Raw genomic sequence first — 16,260 nt, 5'->3', positions numbered from 1 at the left:
ATTAACACTAAAAAACTACTCTAAAAAAATAAAGTTATGGAAACTAAAAAACAAAAAACATGGGTTATAATGGCTATTATCATTTTAGGTATAATCGCCTTTTTAATTCCGAATCAAATTGCGGCGCAAACCGGAATAAAACGTACTGATTTGCAAAAACACGATTTGAGTATTCCGGGAAGAGAAACTGTTCAGGCCCGAATTGATTTTGACGGACATGCGGCTTTCGGAAAACATTCGCATCCTGGAGAAGAAATTATTTATGTACTGGAAGGCTCGCTAGAATATGAAGTTGAAGGTCAGGGGACAGTCATTTTAAAAGCAGGAGAAGTACTTTTTATCCCCGCTGGAGTTGTTCACTCAGCAAGAAATAATACAGATTTAAAAGCTTCTGAATTGGCAACTTACATCGTAGAAAAAGGAAAACCGGTTTTGGTTTTGAAGAAATAGGTTTATGAATAGTTTAACCGCAAAGCACGCAAAGATCGTAAAGCTGTGCGAAAAAAAACTTTGCTAACCTTGGGTAAATCCTATCGTGCTTTGCGGTTAAAAAAAACTTCTGTCCATTTCAACTTTTACTTTGTCCACTTCACCTTTTTTCCTCTTTTAAAATGAGGAGTGTCGAACTACTTTTGACGAAGAAATTAACTAATAATCAAATAATTAAATAATCATAATTATGAAAACAATATCAAAAATAACAAACACAATTGCTGCTTTAACTTCTAAAGTATTTTTAATCGCAGTTCTTTTCTTTGCAATGACATCAATCAATGCACAATCAGAAAATCAAAAAGAAAAAACAGTAAGTTCTTCTCTTGGAACATTAAAACAAATCAACGCGGGATTATTAAATGTAGGTTATACTGAAGCTGGCCCTTCAACAGGAAAACCAGTAATTTTACTTCACGGCTGGCCTTACGACATTCATAGTTATAATGAAGTAGTTCCAATTTTAGTTGCAAAAGGCTATAGAGTAATCACACCGTATTTAAGAGGATCCGGAACCACAACATTTCTTTCAAAAGATACTTTCAGAAACGGTCAACAGGCTGCATTGGCAAGTGATATTATGGCACTAATGGATGCACTTAAAATTGATAAAGCTATTATTGGCGGTTTCGATTGGGGAGCAAGAACTGCTGTAGTTGTAGCTGCACTTTGGCCGGAACGTTTTGACGGATTGGTTTCTGTAAGTGGTTATTTGGTTGTAAATCTGGAAGCGAACTTAAAACCATTACCTCCAAAAGCAGAATTAGGATGGTGGTATCAATATTATTTTGCTACAGAAAGAGGAAAATTAGGATACGCTCAAAATACCTATGAGTTTAATAAACAAATCTGGCAAATAGCTTCTCCATTGTGGAAATTTGACAAAGCGACTTATGATCAAACGGCACAATCTTTTGATAATCCGGATCACGTAGCAATCGTAATTCACAATTACAGATGGAGACAATCGCTTGAAGCGGGAGAATCAAAATACGATAGTTTAGAAAAACGTTTGGCAGCAAGACCGGTAATTAAAGTTCCAACTATTACTATTGCAAGTGATTTTGATGGCGCTTTCGCGGATGGAAAAGCATACAGAGACAAATTCAGTGGAAAATACGAACACAGAATCCTAAAAGGCATCGGACACAATGTACCACAAGAAGATCCGGAAGCATTTGCAAAAGCGATTATAGACGTAGATAATTTTAGTAAAAAGTAAAAAGTAAAAAGTAAAAAGTAAAAAGTAAAAAGTAAAAAGTAAAAAGTAAAAAGTAAAAAGTAAAAAATAAAAAGTAAAGAGTAAATCAATTCACAACTCACAATTCACAACTCACAATTCACAACTCACAATTAACAAAATCATGGAAACAAAAATCTTATACACAGGAAAAACACACACAACAGGTGGTAGAGAAGGAGCATCTCAAAGTTCAGATGATCAATTGAATATTAAACTTAGTTCTCCGGGATCTTCACGTCCGGGTACAAATCCGGAACAGCTTTTTGCGGCTGGATGGTCAGCATGTTTTATTGGTGCGATGGGAATTGCAGCTTCAAAGTTAAATATTAAACTTCCTGCTGAAACCGCAGTTGACGCAGAAGTAGACTTAGGTGTAACAGACGGAGCCTATTCTTTACAGGCAAGATTGAATATCAGTCTTCCTGGTTTAGATCCTGAAACCGCAAGAAAACTTGCTGATGAAGCGCATCAGACTTGTCCTTATTCTAAAGCAACTAGAGGAAATATAAACGTTGAAATTAATATTCTTTAAATGTAAAAATGTAAAATGTGAGATGTTAGTAGTCATCAATTACATCTAATATCTCACATCTCACATCTAACTCAACAAAAAATGAAAAAGATAAAATTAATACCAACGTTTTTCATCACATTGATGCTTTTAATCGGAATGGCCGTGTTAGGACAAAATACAGAGAAAAAAGCAGTGAAAGGTTTTGCACTTTTAGAATTATATACTTCTGAAGGTTGTTCAAGTTGCCCTCCCGCAGATGAATTGATGGGAAGGATTCAAAATGAATACAAAGAGAACAATGTTTATGTTTTAGCATACCACGTCGATTATTGGGACAGACAAGGCTGGAAAGATGTTTTTAGTGATGCAGACTATACCAAAAGACAATATGACTATGCCAAATTTTTGGGAAAAGAACCAATTTATACGCCACAGTTAATTGTAAACGGAAAAGCAGATTATATTGCTTCACAAGAAACAGCAGTTAGAAACGGAATCAAAGCCGCACTTTCAAAACCTGTTACGACCAATTTGTCTTTAGAAGCCAGTCAGGCCAATAATAATCTTAACGTAAATTATAACATAGAAGGAACTTTTAAAAATAGTAGTTTATTAATTGCAATTGTTCAGAAAACAGCTAAAACTAATGTAAAAAGAGGGGAGAATGCAAACCGCGTTTTATCACATTATCAGATTGTACGTCATTTGCATTCGGTAGATTTAAAAGAAAAAAAAGGAACTGTATCGATTCATTTGCCAAAAAGTTTTAATGAAAAAGATTTTGAAGTAATTGGTTTTATCCAGGATAAAAACACCGGAAATATTTTGGGAGGAACAAGAGGTGTTTTACAACAATCTTCGATTTTATGAAAACGCTCTTCTTAAGTTTAACCCGTTGTAGTAAAACGGCAAAAACAAAACGCATCCATAATTTAAAGCGTTATGAAAATAATATCATAAAAGAAAACATCATGCAGTTAATGCAGGAAAATAAAGCACTTTGGCTTTGAAATTTGAATGGGAAAAGGTTATAAATCGGGATTAAAATATTTGTTCCGATTTTTTACGTCATTAAAAAAGCTTCCAAAATATCCTATCTTTGACAGAGCGAGATTTAAAAAACACATAAAAAAATTATGGAAAAAGTAAAAAGCTTTCACGTTTCCCGAAAGGTGATTTGGGGAAGTTCTGTAGCATTGGCGATTCTTGCTTCAATACCAAAATTATTCGATGCCGATTCAACGCCGACTGATATCGTCATCAATTCTTCGATTACGTTGATGTTTTCCATTTTTATATGGTATTATAATATTTACAGCCTGCCTAAATTTTCTTCAAAACGAACTAATACAAAATTGTTCAACTGGAAGCTTTTATTAAGTGTTATACTTGGTATTGCAGTTATGGTTATCCTGGTAATTGGACATCAGGAACTTTTTCAGATCTCGAAAATGGATGCTCCAATTATGTTTGAGTTACGCGGTATTTTAATCAATTTGATCGTTTACATGTTTCTGCATTTGCTATTTCAGAACTATCAAACCCAACAAATGGGAGTAGAGTTAGAACGTACGCATGCTGTAAATCTGGGAGCACAATATGAGCTTTTAAAACAACAGGTTAATCCTCATTTTTTGTTTAATAGTCTGAATACGTTAAAATCGATGGTAGAAATTCAGGATCCGCAGAGTGCAGATTTTATTCTGAAATTATCTGATTTTTATCGATTTACCTTAGAAAGCAGAAAAATGGATTTGATTCCATTAAGTGAAGAGCTTCAGATTTTAGATTCTTATGTTTATCTGTTGAAAGCCCGTTTTGAAGACGGATTCGTTCTGATAAATAATGTCGATAAAAAACAATATGATTCGGTTATTCCGCCTTTTACTTTGCAATTATTAATAGAAAATTGCATTAAGCACAACGTGGTTTCTTTAGATAAACCTTTGCAGATTAAATTATATTCTGAAAACGACTTTTTAGTTATTGAAAATCAAATACAGCTCAAAAGAGGTGTTTTGTCAACAGGCGTTGGTCTTGATAATATCAATCAGCGTTTTATGCATTTAATTCACAAAGAAATTGAAATTGACAAAACCGAAACTATTTTTAAAGTAAAAATACCAATGATCTATGACTATCCTAATAATTGAAGATGAAGTAAAAACGGCCAAAGCACTTGGCCAGCTTATTTTGAGTATCAGGCCTGACACTCAAATTTTGTCGTATATACAAAGCATAGACGGAGCTGTGAGCTATCTGTCAGAAAACGATCAGCCTGATCTTATTTTTATGGATATTCAACTGGCAGATGGTTTGTGTTTTGAAATTTTCAAAAATGTTGAGGTTTTATCACCCGTAATATTTTGTACCGCTTTTGATGATTATGCTATTGAAGCTTTTAAATCAAACGGAATCGATTATGTACTGAAACCTTTTTCAAGAGAAAGTATTGCTCAGGCGATTAAAAAAGCAGCCGAACTAAAGAATTTCTTCCAAAGAAATAAAAAAATGATGCCTGATTTCGATTATTTATTGACAAGAACTGGCGAGAATAAAGGAAAGAGCAGTTTCCTGGTTTTCAAAAACAATAAATATCAAACCGTTTTAACCGAGAACATCGCATTATTTTGCATTAAAAACGAGACTCCAACAATTATTACTTTTGATAAAACCGAGTATCAAATTACGCAATCTCTCGATGAGGTTCATAAGTTATTATCACCAACGCAATTCTTTAGAATCAACAGGCAAAATTTAATTAATTTTTCTGCAATTAGAGAAGCAGAACATTATTTTTCCCGTAAATTAATTCTCAAACTAACCATTCCTACAGAAGAAAAATTATTAGTTGGAAAAGAGAAAGCAACTGCATTTTTGAGCTGGCTGGAAAACAGATAACTGTACGTGGGATTTAACCGCAAAGTTCGCAAGGGTTTACGCAAAGTTCGCAAAGTTAGCATCTAGCTTTGCGAACTTTGCATTTTTATAAAGTTCTCTACTTCAAAAAACCTTGCGAACTTTGCGGTTAAATTTTTTCAGCGTTTTTGGTTATGAAGATTTTTCCCGTCGTGGTATTTTGGATAAAACCAATTATCTCAAAATCTTTGGAATTGAAATTCTTCGATTTTAAGATTTTTATGTTTCCTTCTTTTTGGGTTAATTGAAAAGAATTAAGCTGTTTCACAATTTGAACATGATGAAGTGTAGTGCCTTGGTTTTCGCCTCGAAATACTTGAGAAATGGCTTGCTTCTGAATGGCAGCAACAAACAAATTATTATTTTTTTGAAACAGATTGGTTGTATAATGAATTTCTAAAGAATCTTTAACTGTTTTTGTTGTAAGGTTTAAATCAGCCGTTGTTTTGGTTCCTAAGGCATCTGAAATTTTTTCGTTTAGCGCAGATTCATTATAACCTGCAAATTCTGTAGTTCCATTGATGATAAATTGAGGTGTATACATCACATACAAATTAAGCCAATCCTGGTATTTTTGTTGACGCTTTGTAAATTCATTCGAACTGAATTGATCCTTCCATCCCAAACGATCCCAATAATCTACATGGTACGACAAAAAATAGATGTTTTTGTCACCAGCTTCACGTTGTAATTTTGCCAACAATTGATCTGCAGGAGGACAACTTGAACAGCCTTCTGAAGTAAAGAGTTCTACTATGGCAAATCCTTTATTTTGAGTAGATTCTATTTTAGTTTTTTCCGTTTTAAAATTCCCGGCAATTTCGCTTTCGGGAAACATAAAACAATCTAAAAAGAAGAGAGAGGAAAGTGTAATAGCAAGGACAATTATGATGGTATTTTTCATGAGTTTTATTTTAAAATGAATAACTTTTTTAATTATTTATCAAAGATAAAATTGCTATTAGCCATTAATAAGTAAAAAAGTGCCAACTGTCCAGATTAGCAGTTGAATGGTCCATTCTGTGGCTTTAAATAAGTTTCAGTTTTTAACCCTATAATCTATTAACAGTTAAATGAACTTGAAACCTGAAACTTGAAACCTGAAACTAAAAAAACTAAAAGTTAAAACCCAACATGACCTTTACAACCATAGAAGTTGAACTTTAGAACAATGTCGCTCAAAGAAGTTAATCGGAACTTTGCTTCATAAATAATATACTTATGAAAACAATTTTTATCACAGGAACTTCAAGCGGTTTAGGAAAAGCTGCGGTTCATTTATTTCACAGTAAAGGGTGGAATGTTATTGCAACAATGAGAAATACCGATAAAGCCGATTTTGGAGCTTTAGAAAGAGTCACTGTATTGCCACTCGATATTACAGAACCTGAGCAAATACAAATTGCCGTAAATAAAGCAACTGCTCTAGGTAACATAGATGTAGTTTTGAATAATGCGGCTTATGGAGCAATTGGACCTTTAGAAAGTGTTTCAGAAGATGTTCTTCTAAAACAAATTAATACTAATTTGCTTGGAGCAATACGAGTTACACAGGCTTTTATTCCTCATTTTAGAGAGAAAAAAAGCGGACTTTTTATCAATATAACTTCAATTGCGGGATTAATTACTTTTCCTTTTGATAGTTTGTATCATGCTGTAAAATGGGGTTTACATGGCTGGAGCGAAGGAATGAGTTATGAATTGGCACCTTTTGGGATTGGAATAAAAACAGTGGCTCCCGGATTTATTAGAACCGAATTTGGTTCAAACATGATTATTACAACTTCAGAACCTTACCAGGAATTGATGGATAGTTATCTGGCAACTGTAAATAATATGATGGATCCGAAAAGCAGCGGTTCAACAGCAGAAGAAATTGCACAAGTGGTTTACGAAGCAGCAACTGATGAAAAAGATCAAATACATTACACAGCTGGATCCGATTCAAAACAAATGTCAGACAGACGTTTAGAAGTTGGAGCAGAGGCTTCGAGAAGAGAAATGAAAACGCTTTTTTTGGGATAGTTTTTTTATTTATGGTTTCAGGTTTCAGGTTTTGAGTAACTTTGAGATGGTTTTTTTATTCATTACGATTTAACTTTTAGCATAAAACCTGAAACTTGAAACCTGAAACCGGAAACAAAGAAAACCAGAAACAAAAATATATGTCAGCAACAACAAATCCTAAAATTCCGCAAATCGTTTATTCGGCTACTTCAAAACGAACTACCGAAGGGGAAATATTTATCAAACAGCATGTTTTTGATTATATAATTTCTGGGACTTCTGAGGTTTATTTTGGAGGAAAATCCTATTCGTTTAAAGCCGGAGATTTCCGTTTTGCGGCACGAAATCGTCTCAGTAAATTTATCAAACAACCGCCGGAAGGTGGAGAATACAAATCGGTTTCTATTTGTTTGGATACTGAAACTTTGTTTGAAATGAAAAATGATTTCCAATTAGATAAAGTTATTTCGCATAAACATGAAAATGTTTTTTTATTGAAACCGAATGAGTTGTTTCACAATTACATTGATTCGCTTTTGCCTTATTTAGAAAACCACAATGTTATCGGCGAAAGCCTGATTAAAATCAAAATTAAAGAAGCTATTTTGATTTTCTTAGAAGCGAATTCACAATTAAAAAATATACTTTTTGATTTTACCGAACCTGGCAAAATTGATTTGGAAGGCTATATGAACGAACATTATCAATATAATGGAAGTCTGGAAGAATTCGCGTATTTAACGGGAAGAAGCTTATCGACTTTTAAACGTGATTTCGAAAAGATTTTCAACACAACGCCCAATAAATGGCTGTTGCAAAAACGCCTCGAAGAAGCCTATTACCTACTAGATAAAAAGAAAATGAAAGCGACCGATGTGTATGTAGATGTTGGTTTCAAGGATTACTCTCATTTTTCTATTTCGTTTAAGAAATTGTTTGGTGTAGCGCCATCTTTAGTTTGAAAAAAGGGTTTCAAGTTCTCATTTAACTATGCGTAGTATTTAACCGCAAAGGACACAAAGTTTTTTGGAAGTAGAGTGCTTTTAAAAACGCAAAGGCCGCAAAGCTAAATGTTAACTTTGTGACCTTCGCATAATTCTTTGCGACTGCGGTTAAATTTTTTAAAGCTTTGAAGGAGACAATCCATATTGTTTTTTAAAAGCAAAGGAGAAATGCGAGAGATCTTCAAAACCCACTTCAAGATAAACTTCAGATGGAGCTTTTCCTTTTTCTTTTATTAGATAATAAGCTTGTTGTAATCTTTTTTGTAGTAGCCATCGGCTCGGCGAAATAGCAAAAATGCGTTGGAAGTCACGCTTAAAAGTAGCCAGACTTCGCCCTGTGAGATAGGCAAACCGATCTAGTTGTACATTAAAATGAAAATTCTTTTTCATAAAAGCTTCCAAATCTATTTTTCCGGGTTCATTAAAATCAAAAAGTATGTCTTTGAGTTCTGGTTTGCACTGTAATAGAATATTAATGGCTTCATTTACTTTTAAAGTTTGAAGTTCTTCGGTAATTAATTGATCTTGGTTGATATAAGGAATCAACGAATCCATTAAACTTTTAAGCAACGGAACTTCTTTTAACTGAAAAACAGTTTCCGTTTCCGGAGTTTTAATTAAACTGGTTTTCTGATTGTGTTTTATAGAGAAATCACGCAGCGCTTCCTGATTCAGATAAATTGAAATGGATTGAAATGCAGTATTAGGATCCGGTTGCTTAATGAATTTTATAAGCTGATTCCTTTTGATAAATCTAAAATCACCAGGTTTGAAAATATACTCTTTAGTACCGTTGTTTAAAGTAAGTATTCCCGAAATCTGAAAACTTAAAACATGTTCTGCTGCAAATTGCTCGCCTTCCCGATTTTGGGTATAGTAACAAGAATAAGCAATTGGCGATGTCTTTTGATTTATTTTTGAATCGTTCATATTACAAATTTATAAAAAATGGGCAGTAAAACGGATTACTGCCCATTGCAAAATGTCTTTAAATTATTGTTTTTTTAGCTTTATCGGTATACCATTTTCCTTGCGCTGTATCAAAAAAACTTCCGGCCTCATCATGATCTGTAGAAAAACTAACATTTATCCAATTTTCCATTTCTTCTGTTCGGCTTTGATCAGCATTTTTTAAAATACCAATTGCTTCGCTACCTAATACTAAATGTACTGGTGGGTTTGGATGAGAAGCTAAATTTACCATCGCTTTTGCTGCTTTTTCTGGATCTCCAACAGCAACAAATTTTCCTCCCTTGAAAAAATCAGTACGTTGTTTTACCATTTCGTAGCCTTCTATTTCAGCTGCATACGACATAGATGCGCCTGCCCAATCGGTACGGAAACCTCCAGGTTCAACGCTGGTTACGAATATTCCTAATGGTGCAACTTCTTTTGCGAGAGCTTCGGTAAATCCGCTTAAACCAAATTTTGCGGCCTGATACATTGTTAAACCCGGATTACCAACACGTCCGCCAATTGAACTAATTTGTAAAATCCTTCCTGAACCCTGTTTGCGCATATAAGGCAATACGGCACGTGTAATTTCAATTGGAGCATATAAATTGGTTTCCAACTGACTTCTAACTTGTTCACCCGTATAGGCTTCTGCAGCGCCAATGATTCCAAATCCGGCATTGTTTACCAATACATCTATTCTTCCAAAATGTTCCACTGCCGTTTTAACAGCATTATACACTTGTTCGTAGTTGGTAACATCTAATGCTAATGGAAAAATTTGATCTTTAAAACGGTCTTTCAAATCGTTTAACTGATTGATATCGCGAGCTGTTGCTATAACTTTATCGCCACTTTCTAAAACTGCTTCTGTAAGATTACGTCCTAATCCTCTTGAGCTTCCTGTAATAAACCATATTTTGTTCATTGTAATTGTATTTAATTGTTCATTACAAAATTAGATCAGAAGGGCAGTTAGTTATTTTGTTGAAAAGCTCAAATTTATTTGTTTAAAAGCTCAGCAAATAATACAAAAAAGCCTGAGATAAATCTCAGGCTTCTATAATACTTCTTATTTAAATTTATGCTGCAGTAGTGGCAATATACTGAACACTATATAATTTTCTAAACATTAAATAGGTTACGCTTACCATTATAAAAGCAATAATGGCATCGGTCGTTGCAGAAAAACCTAATACAGCTACTTTTGAAAAGAACGCGAAAGTGATGTCGAAGAAAACACCTGCAAATACCCATTCTTTCAATCGTAATAATTTATTTGGAATTAATAATACTATAACTCCAGCTACTTTAAATACGCCAAGTAAATAAATGAAATGTTCGGGATAACCTAATTGTTGTGTAATTTTCCAAACCACAGGGTTTGTTGTAAGTTCGAAAAAACCGCTGGCGCCAAACCATAAAGAAGTTAAAATAACACCTGTCCAATAAATAATTTTTGTTGTTTTTGCATTCATGATTTTAAATTTTAAGTTGTTAAACAGGACAAATTTGCGTCAGAATACGCTCATTAAATAGGCATAATTTATTGAAGTGGACAATTTAGATGTTTAAACAGACAATCAATAAGTTGATTTGTTTATAACTTTACAATTTGAAATTAAATCGGTATTTATTTAAAATTTATAATGGAAGCCAAAGAACTATTACAACAACATATTGCGAAAACCGCTTCATTAACGGAGGAAGAATTTGGTTATATCTTTTCTCACTTTAAACCGCAGTCTTTTAAAAAAGGCCAGGTTATCATTAGTGAAGGAGATAAAGTAGATTGCGAATATTTTGTGATTTCGGGTTGTCTGAAGGCTTTTTATATAAATGATGAAATCAAAATGTATATATTACAGTTTGCCATGCCAACCTGGTGGGCCTCTGATTTTGCCGCTTTATACAATCAGACGCCTGCAACAATAAGCATTGATTGTATTACAGATGCAGAAGTAGTCTGCCTTTCTAATAGTGACCGTGAAAAATTGTGCAGGGAATTTCATCAGCTTGAACATTTTTTCCGCTGGCGAACTAACAGAGGCTATATAGCTTCTCAAAAAAGGCTTTTGTCCTTTATGAATAATAATGTCAAAAAAAGATATGAAGAACTTTTGGCATTGTATCCCCAATTATACAATCTTGTCCCAAAACATTTGATTGCTGCCTATTTAGGAGTTTCAAGAGAAACTTTAAGCCGATTGCATAGCTCGTAAAAGAAGCTGTAATTTTTTGGAGCTGTAAATAAAAATTTTCCTCGCAGATTAATATAAATCTGCGTGAAATAAAAAACTTCGCGGCTTTGCGCCTTTGCGAGATTAAAAAGGCAACATATATAAAACTTAAATCTGCGTGAAATAAGCCAATATAATTCCCTGATTAACCCCAAATCAGAATGTGATCTAGGTCACGTAACCAATTTTGATAGTCGCCGTTCCTTTGTATTGTACTTTTAAATACAATAAAAATGGAAACAACAAATTTTAAAATCGTAAGCTCAAATAGCAACGTAGAATGGACTGGTAGAAAAGTTACTGGTGCACATAATGGTACAATTGGTATCAAAGATGGTCTTTTCACCCTTGTTGGTGGAAAAATAAAAGAAGGTTATGTTATCATCAACACTTCTTCAATTAAAATTCTGGATGTAACAGATCCGGCAACAAACGCACAATTCGCGGGTCATCTTGCCTCTGATGATTTCTTCTCAATCGAAAAATTTCCTACTGCCTCTTTTGATATTCTTACTGTTAGAGAAGTATCAGACAGCACTTATTATCTTGAAGGTAATCTTACTATAAAAGATATTACACACCTTGTTGGTTTTGAAGCAACAGTTGAAAACAATAGAAATACCATTTCACTTTCAGGTAAACTGGTAATTGATCGTACTAAATATGATATCAAATTCCGTTCAGGAAATTTCTTTAAAGATTTAGGAGATACCTTAATTTATAATGACTTCGAACTTGATTTTAATATTACTGCCGAAGCCATCTTTACAGAACAATCTAAAAACTAAAGACATGCCTTACGTAAAAATCGAATTGACCCGCGAAGGAGTAACCCGCGAGCAAAAACAGGAATTAATCAGTGGTATAACCAATTTGATTACAGAAGTATTAAACAAAGATCCGCACTTAACTCATATCGTGATTCAGGAAATTGATTTAGACGATTGGGGTTACGCAGGAGAACAAGTATCAGTATTAAGAGAAAAAGGCATAACTGCCGATAAAAAATAAGTATCATGAAAAAACAAACAATAATCGTAACAGGTGCAGCATCTGGTATAGGAAAAGGAATCGCTAAATATTTTTTAGACAGAGGCGATAATGTAGTAATTAATTCAGTGACTCCAGCTTCATTGGAGATTGCCTATAATGAATTTGGTGCAGGAGATAATTTGGCGATGTACGCAGGAGATATCAGCGATAAAAATACAGGTGAACAACTGGTAAAAATCGCACTTGAAAAATTTGGTTCTGTAGATGTATTGGTAAACAATGCCGGAATTTTTGACAGCAAACCATTTTTGGAAGTTGATGAAGCTTACTTAGACAAGTTTTTAACTACAAATTTAAAAGGAACTTATTTTACTACGCAAGCTGTTGTTCCTCAAATGTTAAAACAAAAAGATGGTGTTGTAATTAATATCGGAACACCTTTAGTAAATCATGGATTAGGCGGATGGCCAGCTTCGGCTCCTGTTTCAAGTAAAGGTGCCATTCATGCTTTAACAATTCAGTTGGCAGCAGAATTCGGGAAACAAAATATTCGTTTTAATACTGTTGCTCCGGGAGTTATCAGAACACCGATGCATGGCGATAAAGCCGATCAAAGTGCAGGTTTACATTTACTAAACAGAGTAGGAGAAATCGATGATGTTGCCGAAATGGTATACGTTGTTGCAAAAAGCACTTTTATTACCGGATCAATTATCAATGTTGATGGTGGTAAAGCAGCTGGTCATAATTTAAATTAATTTGAAAAGAATAATAATTGCTTCAATGCTTTGTAGCAACATAAAGCATTGAAGTATAATAATAAGAAAAATGAAAAATATAATTAAATCATTATTTATTGCTCTTTTTGCAATAAATAGCTTTGCGACTATTGCGCAGGAAAACAAAAAAACAAAAGTATTATTTGTTTTGACTTCACACAATAAATTAGGTGATACCGGGGAATTAACCGGTTCATGGATTGAAGAATTTGCGACACCTTATTATTTCTTTTTAGACAAAGGAATTGAAGTAGTAATTGCTACTCCAAATGGCGGACAGGCTCCAATCGACCCAAAAAGTAACGATCCATCATTTCAAACTCCGGCAACTAAGCGCTTTTATGCAGATAAAAAAGCACAAAATGCATTGGCTGGTACAGTAAAAATTACAAGTGTTAAACAAAAGGATTTCAAAGCAGTTTTCTATCCTGGAGGCCATGGTCCAATGTGGGATTTGGCTACTGATAAAAATTCGATAAAACTTATTCAGGATTTTTACAATAATAGCAAACCAATTGCTTTTGTATGTCATGCACCGGCAGCTTTGGTAAATGTTAAAGACAAAAACGGAAAATATCTGATTGCGGGAAAAAAAGTAACAGGTTTTACTAACACTGAAGAAGGAGCCGTTGGATTAACCAAAGTGGTGCCGTTTTTATTAGAAGATAAATTAAAAGAACGCGGAGGTAAATATTCTCAAGGTTCTGATTGGAGTTCTTATATAGTAGAAGATGGCTTATTATTAACAGGTCAAAATCCGCAATCTTCAGAAGAAGTAGCTACTAAGTTATTATCAAAAATAAACTAATAAATCTTCAGATTTAATGATTTGGTATGGTTTTAAAAGCAGCTGTACCAAATCTTTTTTAATAATTTAAATAGGTTCATTATGAGATCTAATATGTTTTTTAACAGCATCTTAATGCTATCCTTTATTTTTATTGGTACTAACCTGAGTTCTGCACAGGGACTAAGTTCTAAAGAATTTAATTTTATCAATTCGGAGAATATAGTCTGGAAATCATTTCCTGTTTTTCCTGAAAAAGTAAAACTGGCCATTTTAGTAGGTAATCCAACTAAAGCGGAACCCTTTATTGTTAGGGTAAAGGTGCCCAATGGCGAAAAAATAATGCCACATGTACATCCGGAAGACAGGATTTATACGGTAATTTCAGGCGTTTTTTATATTGGAATAGGAGACAAGTACGATGAAAATAAATTACAAGCCTATCCTCCTGGTTCAGTAATAATATTACCGGGAAACACTCCTCATTTTCATCTTGCTAAATCAGGAGATTATATTACTCAGGTATATGCCATAGGCCCACTTGGTTTAGAATATCTGGATAAGCAATTTGATCCGAGAGTAAAATCTAAATAAGTATTTAAAGTGATGTAGATCACGTAGTCTTCTCGCTGTTTCTTTTGAAATTTGTAGTGTAATTATAAACTTTAAAATCATGAAACTACAAAAATCAAAATTGTTGGTATTAAAAGTAATTTTATTAATCGCTTTTATGTTCTATAATACACAGGCCATGAAAGCACAAAACAATAACACAATGAAAACTCATAATTCAGATACAGAAGCTATTACAGATGCAATAGAAAATTATTATTTTAAAGGCATTTATGAAGGAGATGCCATACTGTTAGAAACTATTTTTTATCCTGGAACATTAGTATATGGAGATGTAAACGGACAGCCGTATTTTAAAACAGCAGACCTTTATTTAAATGGTGTGAAAAACAGACAAAGTCCGAAAGATTCGGGTAAACCTTTTAAGGGTGAAATTCTGAATATAAAAATCGTAAATTCAATTGCGATGGCGGAGATTAATGTAAAAATGTACGAGTTTAATTATCGGGATTTTTTATCTTTCCATAAGATTAATGGCAAATGGTATATTGTCAATAAAATGCTGACTAACGTAACGGAATAAATTTAAACTTAAATTTAAAGTGATGTGGTACAATACAAAAGCAACAGAATTACTTGGAATTCAATATCCAATATTGCAAGGACCATTTGGAGGTAATCTATCCTCTGTGGCATTAACAGCTGCCGTTTCAAATGCTGGCGGACTTGGAGGTTACGGAGCGTATACAATGACACCTCAGGAAATTTTTGAGATCGATAAGCAAATAAGAGCCGCAACTGATAAACCTTATAACATTAATCTGTGGGTTTCAGATCATGATATTGCGGAATCGGGTTTATCAGACGAACAATTCAATAAAGCTGCAGCGTTATTCAAACCTTATTTTGATGAAGTCGGAATCCCGTTACCAGAAAAACCAGCTTCCTTTCAATCCAGATTCGAAAATCAATTGGAAGTAATTTTAGATATTCGCCCAAAAGTTTTCAGTTTTATGTTTGGAGCGTTGCCTGCTGATGTTTTAGAGCAATGTAGAAAATTAGGAATTGTAACTGTTGGAGCAGCAACCACTTTAGACGAAGCTATTTTTTTAGAAAACTCAGGTGTCGATATGATTATCGCATCCGGTTTTGAAGCTGGTGGACACAGACCTTCTTTTTTAGCTTCGGCAGAAAGCTCTTTAAACGGAACTTTTGTTTTATTGCAATTAATTCGTGAAAAAGTAAAAATTCCGGTAATTGCAGCGGGTGGAATTGCAAACGGAAAAGGAGTTGCGGCGGCGTTAGCTTTGGGAGCAAGTGCAGCCCAAATCGGAACTGCTTTTTTAGCCGTTGATGAATCGAATGCGTTACCCATTCATAAAGAAATGTTGTTCTCAGATGCAGCTAAATATTCGACTTTGTCACGAGCTTATACCGGAAGATTAGGCCGTGGAATAACCAGTAGAATTGCTAAAGAACTTATTGGTAAAGAAGCAAATATTTTACCATTTCCATTGCAAACAACTTTTATGTCACCATTGCGTAAAGCAGCATTAGATCAGGAAAAATGGGATATGATTTTATTTTGGGGAGGACAAATTGCACCCATTTTAAAACATACTAAAGCCACCGAATTAATGCAGGCGTTAATCACTGAAACAACATCTTATTTTGATGATTTAAAGGGTTGATAATAAGCATTTTTTAAATAAAAGTTAAAATAGTTGCAAAATAAAGACCGTTCGGTCTATATTT

Annotated in this window: 21 protein-coding genes; 17 read left to right on the top strand and 4 right to left on the bottom strand. The window is 33.9% G+C overall.

Annotated features, from left to right (window positions below; genetic code table 11):
• The first annotated feature begins 36 nt into the window (after positions 1-36).
• The 7 genes from AC1RRN_RS14240 (at position 37) to AC1RRN_RS14210 (ending at position 5,150) form a co-directional block, all read left to right on the top strand.
• Complete coding sequence (locus tag AC1RRN_RS14240) at positions 37-450, top strand: cupin domain-containing protein (RefSeq protein ID WP_492967928.1); 414 nt, start codon at positions 37-39, stop codon at positions 448-450.
• Between the two features lie 229 nt (positions 451-679).
• Positions 680-1,714 carry an alpha/beta fold hydrolase gene (locus AC1RRN_RS14235; protein WP_492967927.1) on the top strand — a complete coding sequence of 345 codons (1,035 nt, stop codon included), beginning with the start codon at positions 680-682 and terminating at the stop codon, positions 1,712-1,714.
• 142 nt (positions 1,715-1,856) lie between these two features.
• Positions 1,857-2,267 carry an organic hydroperoxide resistance protein gene (locus tag AC1RRN_RS14230; RefSeq protein WP_492967926.1) on the top strand — a complete coding sequence of 137 codons (411 nt, stop codon included), beginning with the start codon at positions 1,857-1,859 and terminating at the stop codon, positions 2,265-2,267.
• Positions 2,268-2,348: 81 nt separating this feature from the next.
• Entirely contained in the window at positions 2,349-3,119 is a 771-nt protein-coding gene (locus tag AC1RRN_RS14225) for a DUF1223 domain-containing protein (protein ID WP_492967925.1), read from the top strand.
• The gene (locus AC1RRN_RS14220; protein ID WP_492967924.1) at positions 3,116-3,259 is read left to right on the top strand and encodes a hypothetical protein; all 144 of its coding nucleotides are present in this window, start codon (positions 3,116-3,118) and stop codon (positions 3,257-3,259) included. The genes AC1RRN_RS14225 and AC1RRN_RS14220 overlap by 4 nt, the downstream gene beginning before the upstream one ends.
• A gap of 126 nt (positions 3,260-3,385) precedes the next feature.
• Positions 3,386-4,402 carry a sensor histidine kinase gene (locus tag AC1RRN_RS14215; RefSeq protein WP_492967923.1) on the top strand — a complete coding sequence of 339 codons (1,017 nt, stop codon included), beginning with the start codon at positions 3,386-3,388 and terminating at the stop codon, positions 4,400-4,402.
• Positions 4,383-5,150: a LytR/AlgR family response regulator transcription factor gene (locus AC1RRN_RS14210; RefSeq protein ID WP_492967922.1), complete on the top strand. Its 768-nt coding sequence runs from the start codon at positions 4,383-4,385 to the stop codon at positions 5,148-5,150. Before AC1RRN_RS14215 ends, AC1RRN_RS14210 begins: the two co-directional genes overlap by 20 nt.
• Before the next feature lie 127 nt (positions 5,151-5,277).
• Here AC1RRN_RS14210 and AC1RRN_RS14205 read toward each other — a convergent pair whose 3' ends face one another.
• Entirely contained in the window at positions 5,278-6,072 is a 795-nt protein-coding gene (locus AC1RRN_RS14205) for a DUF1223 domain-containing protein (RefSeq protein WP_492967921.1), read from the bottom strand.
• 317 nt (positions 6,073-6,389) lie between these two features.
• Between AC1RRN_RS14205 and AC1RRN_RS14200 the strand changes: the two genes are divergently transcribed.
• Together AC1RRN_RS14200 and AC1RRN_RS14195 are read left to right on the top strand one after the other, a co-directional pair.
• Positions 6,390-7,193: an SDR family oxidoreductase gene (locus AC1RRN_RS14200; protein ID WP_492967920.1), complete on the top strand. Its 804-nt coding sequence runs from the start codon at positions 6,390-6,392 to the stop codon at positions 7,191-7,193.
• Positions 7,194-7,288: 95 nt separating this feature from the next.
• Positions 7,289-8,137, top strand: a complete 849-nt coding sequence (locus AC1RRN_RS14195) for a helix-turn-helix domain-containing protein (RefSeq protein ID WP_492967919.1) — start codon at positions 7,289-7,291, stop codon at positions 8,135-8,137.
• Between the two features lie 159 nt (positions 8,138-8,296).
• Here AC1RRN_RS14195 and AC1RRN_RS14190 read toward each other — a convergent pair whose 3' ends face one another.
• From AC1RRN_RS14190 to AC1RRN_RS14180, 3 genes are all read right to left on the bottom strand, one after another.
• Positions 8,297-9,109: a helix-turn-helix domain-containing protein gene (locus tag AC1RRN_RS14190; protein ID WP_492967918.1), complete on the bottom strand. Its 813-nt coding sequence runs from the start codon at positions 9,107-9,109 to the stop codon at positions 8,297-8,299.
• Between the two features lie 58 nt (positions 9,110-9,167).
• Positions 9,168-10,061 (bottom strand): oxidoreductase, encoded by an 894-nt coding sequence (locus AC1RRN_RS14185; protein ID WP_492967917.1) that lies wholly within the window; start codon positions 10,059-10,061, stop codon positions 9,168-9,170.
• Positions 10,062-10,215: 154 nt separating this feature from the next.
• Complete coding sequence (locus AC1RRN_RS14180; protein WP_492967916.1) at positions 10,216-10,611, bottom strand: DoxX family protein; 396 nt, start codon at positions 10,609-10,611, stop codon at positions 10,216-10,218.
• Between the two features lie 171 nt (positions 10,612-10,782).
• On the opposite strand from AC1RRN_RS14180, the gene AC1RRN_RS14175 reads away from it, so the two are divergent.
• The 8 genes from AC1RRN_RS14175 (at position 10,783) to AC1RRN_RS14140 (ending at position 16,196) form a co-directional block, all read left to right on the top strand.
• The gene (locus AC1RRN_RS14175; RefSeq protein ID WP_492967915.1) at positions 10,783-11,355 is read left to right on the top strand and encodes a Crp/Fnr family transcriptional regulator; all 573 of its coding nucleotides are present in this window, start codon (positions 10,783-10,785) and stop codon (positions 11,353-11,355) included.
• A 251-nt stretch (positions 11,356-11,606) separates the two neighbouring features.
• On the top strand, positions 11,607-12,161 hold the full coding sequence (locus AC1RRN_RS14170) for a YceI family protein (RefSeq protein WP_492967914.1): 555 nt from the start codon (positions 11,607-11,609) through the stop codon (positions 12,159-12,161).
• 4 nt (positions 12,162-12,165) lie between these two features.
• Positions 12,166-12,384, top strand: coding sequence for a tautomerase family protein (locus tag AC1RRN_RS14165; protein ID WP_029269944.1), 219 nt, complete (start codon positions 12,166-12,168; stop codon positions 12,382-12,384).
• A 5-nt stretch (positions 12,385-12,389) separates the two neighbouring features.
• Positions 12,390-13,124 (top strand): SDR family NAD(P)-dependent oxidoreductase, encoded by a 735-nt coding sequence (locus AC1RRN_RS14160; RefSeq protein ID WP_492967913.1) that lies wholly within the window; start codon positions 12,390-12,392, stop codon positions 13,122-13,124.
• Positions 13,125-13,194: 70 nt separating this feature from the next.
• A complete protein-coding gene (locus AC1RRN_RS14155; RefSeq protein WP_492967912.1) occupies positions 13,195-13,953 on the top strand; it encodes a type 1 glutamine amidotransferase domain-containing protein in 759 nt (252 codons plus the stop codon).
• 114 nt (positions 13,954-14,067) lie between these two features.
• Complete coding sequence (locus AC1RRN_RS14150; RefSeq protein WP_492967911.1) at positions 14,068-14,526, top strand: cupin domain-containing protein; 459 nt, start codon at positions 14,068-14,070, stop codon at positions 14,524-14,526.
• Between the two features lie 79 nt (positions 14,527-14,605).
• Positions 14,606-15,088, top strand: a complete 483-nt coding sequence (locus AC1RRN_RS14145) for a nuclear transport factor 2 family protein (RefSeq protein ID WP_492967910.1) — start codon at positions 14,606-14,608, stop codon at positions 15,086-15,088.
• Positions 15,089-15,110: 22 nt separating this feature from the next.
• Positions 15,111-16,196, top strand: coding sequence for an NAD(P)H-dependent flavin oxidoreductase (locus tag AC1RRN_RS14140; RefSeq protein ID WP_492967909.1), 1,086 nt, complete (start codon positions 15,111-15,113; stop codon positions 16,194-16,196).
• Positions 16,197-16,260 lie beyond the last annotated feature (64 nt).

This window comes from Flavobacterium sp. GW821-FHT11G01, from assembly GCF_058808175.1.
Note: the sequence above shows the minus strand (reverse complement) of the source record. Positions and strands in the feature narration are given on the sequence as shown.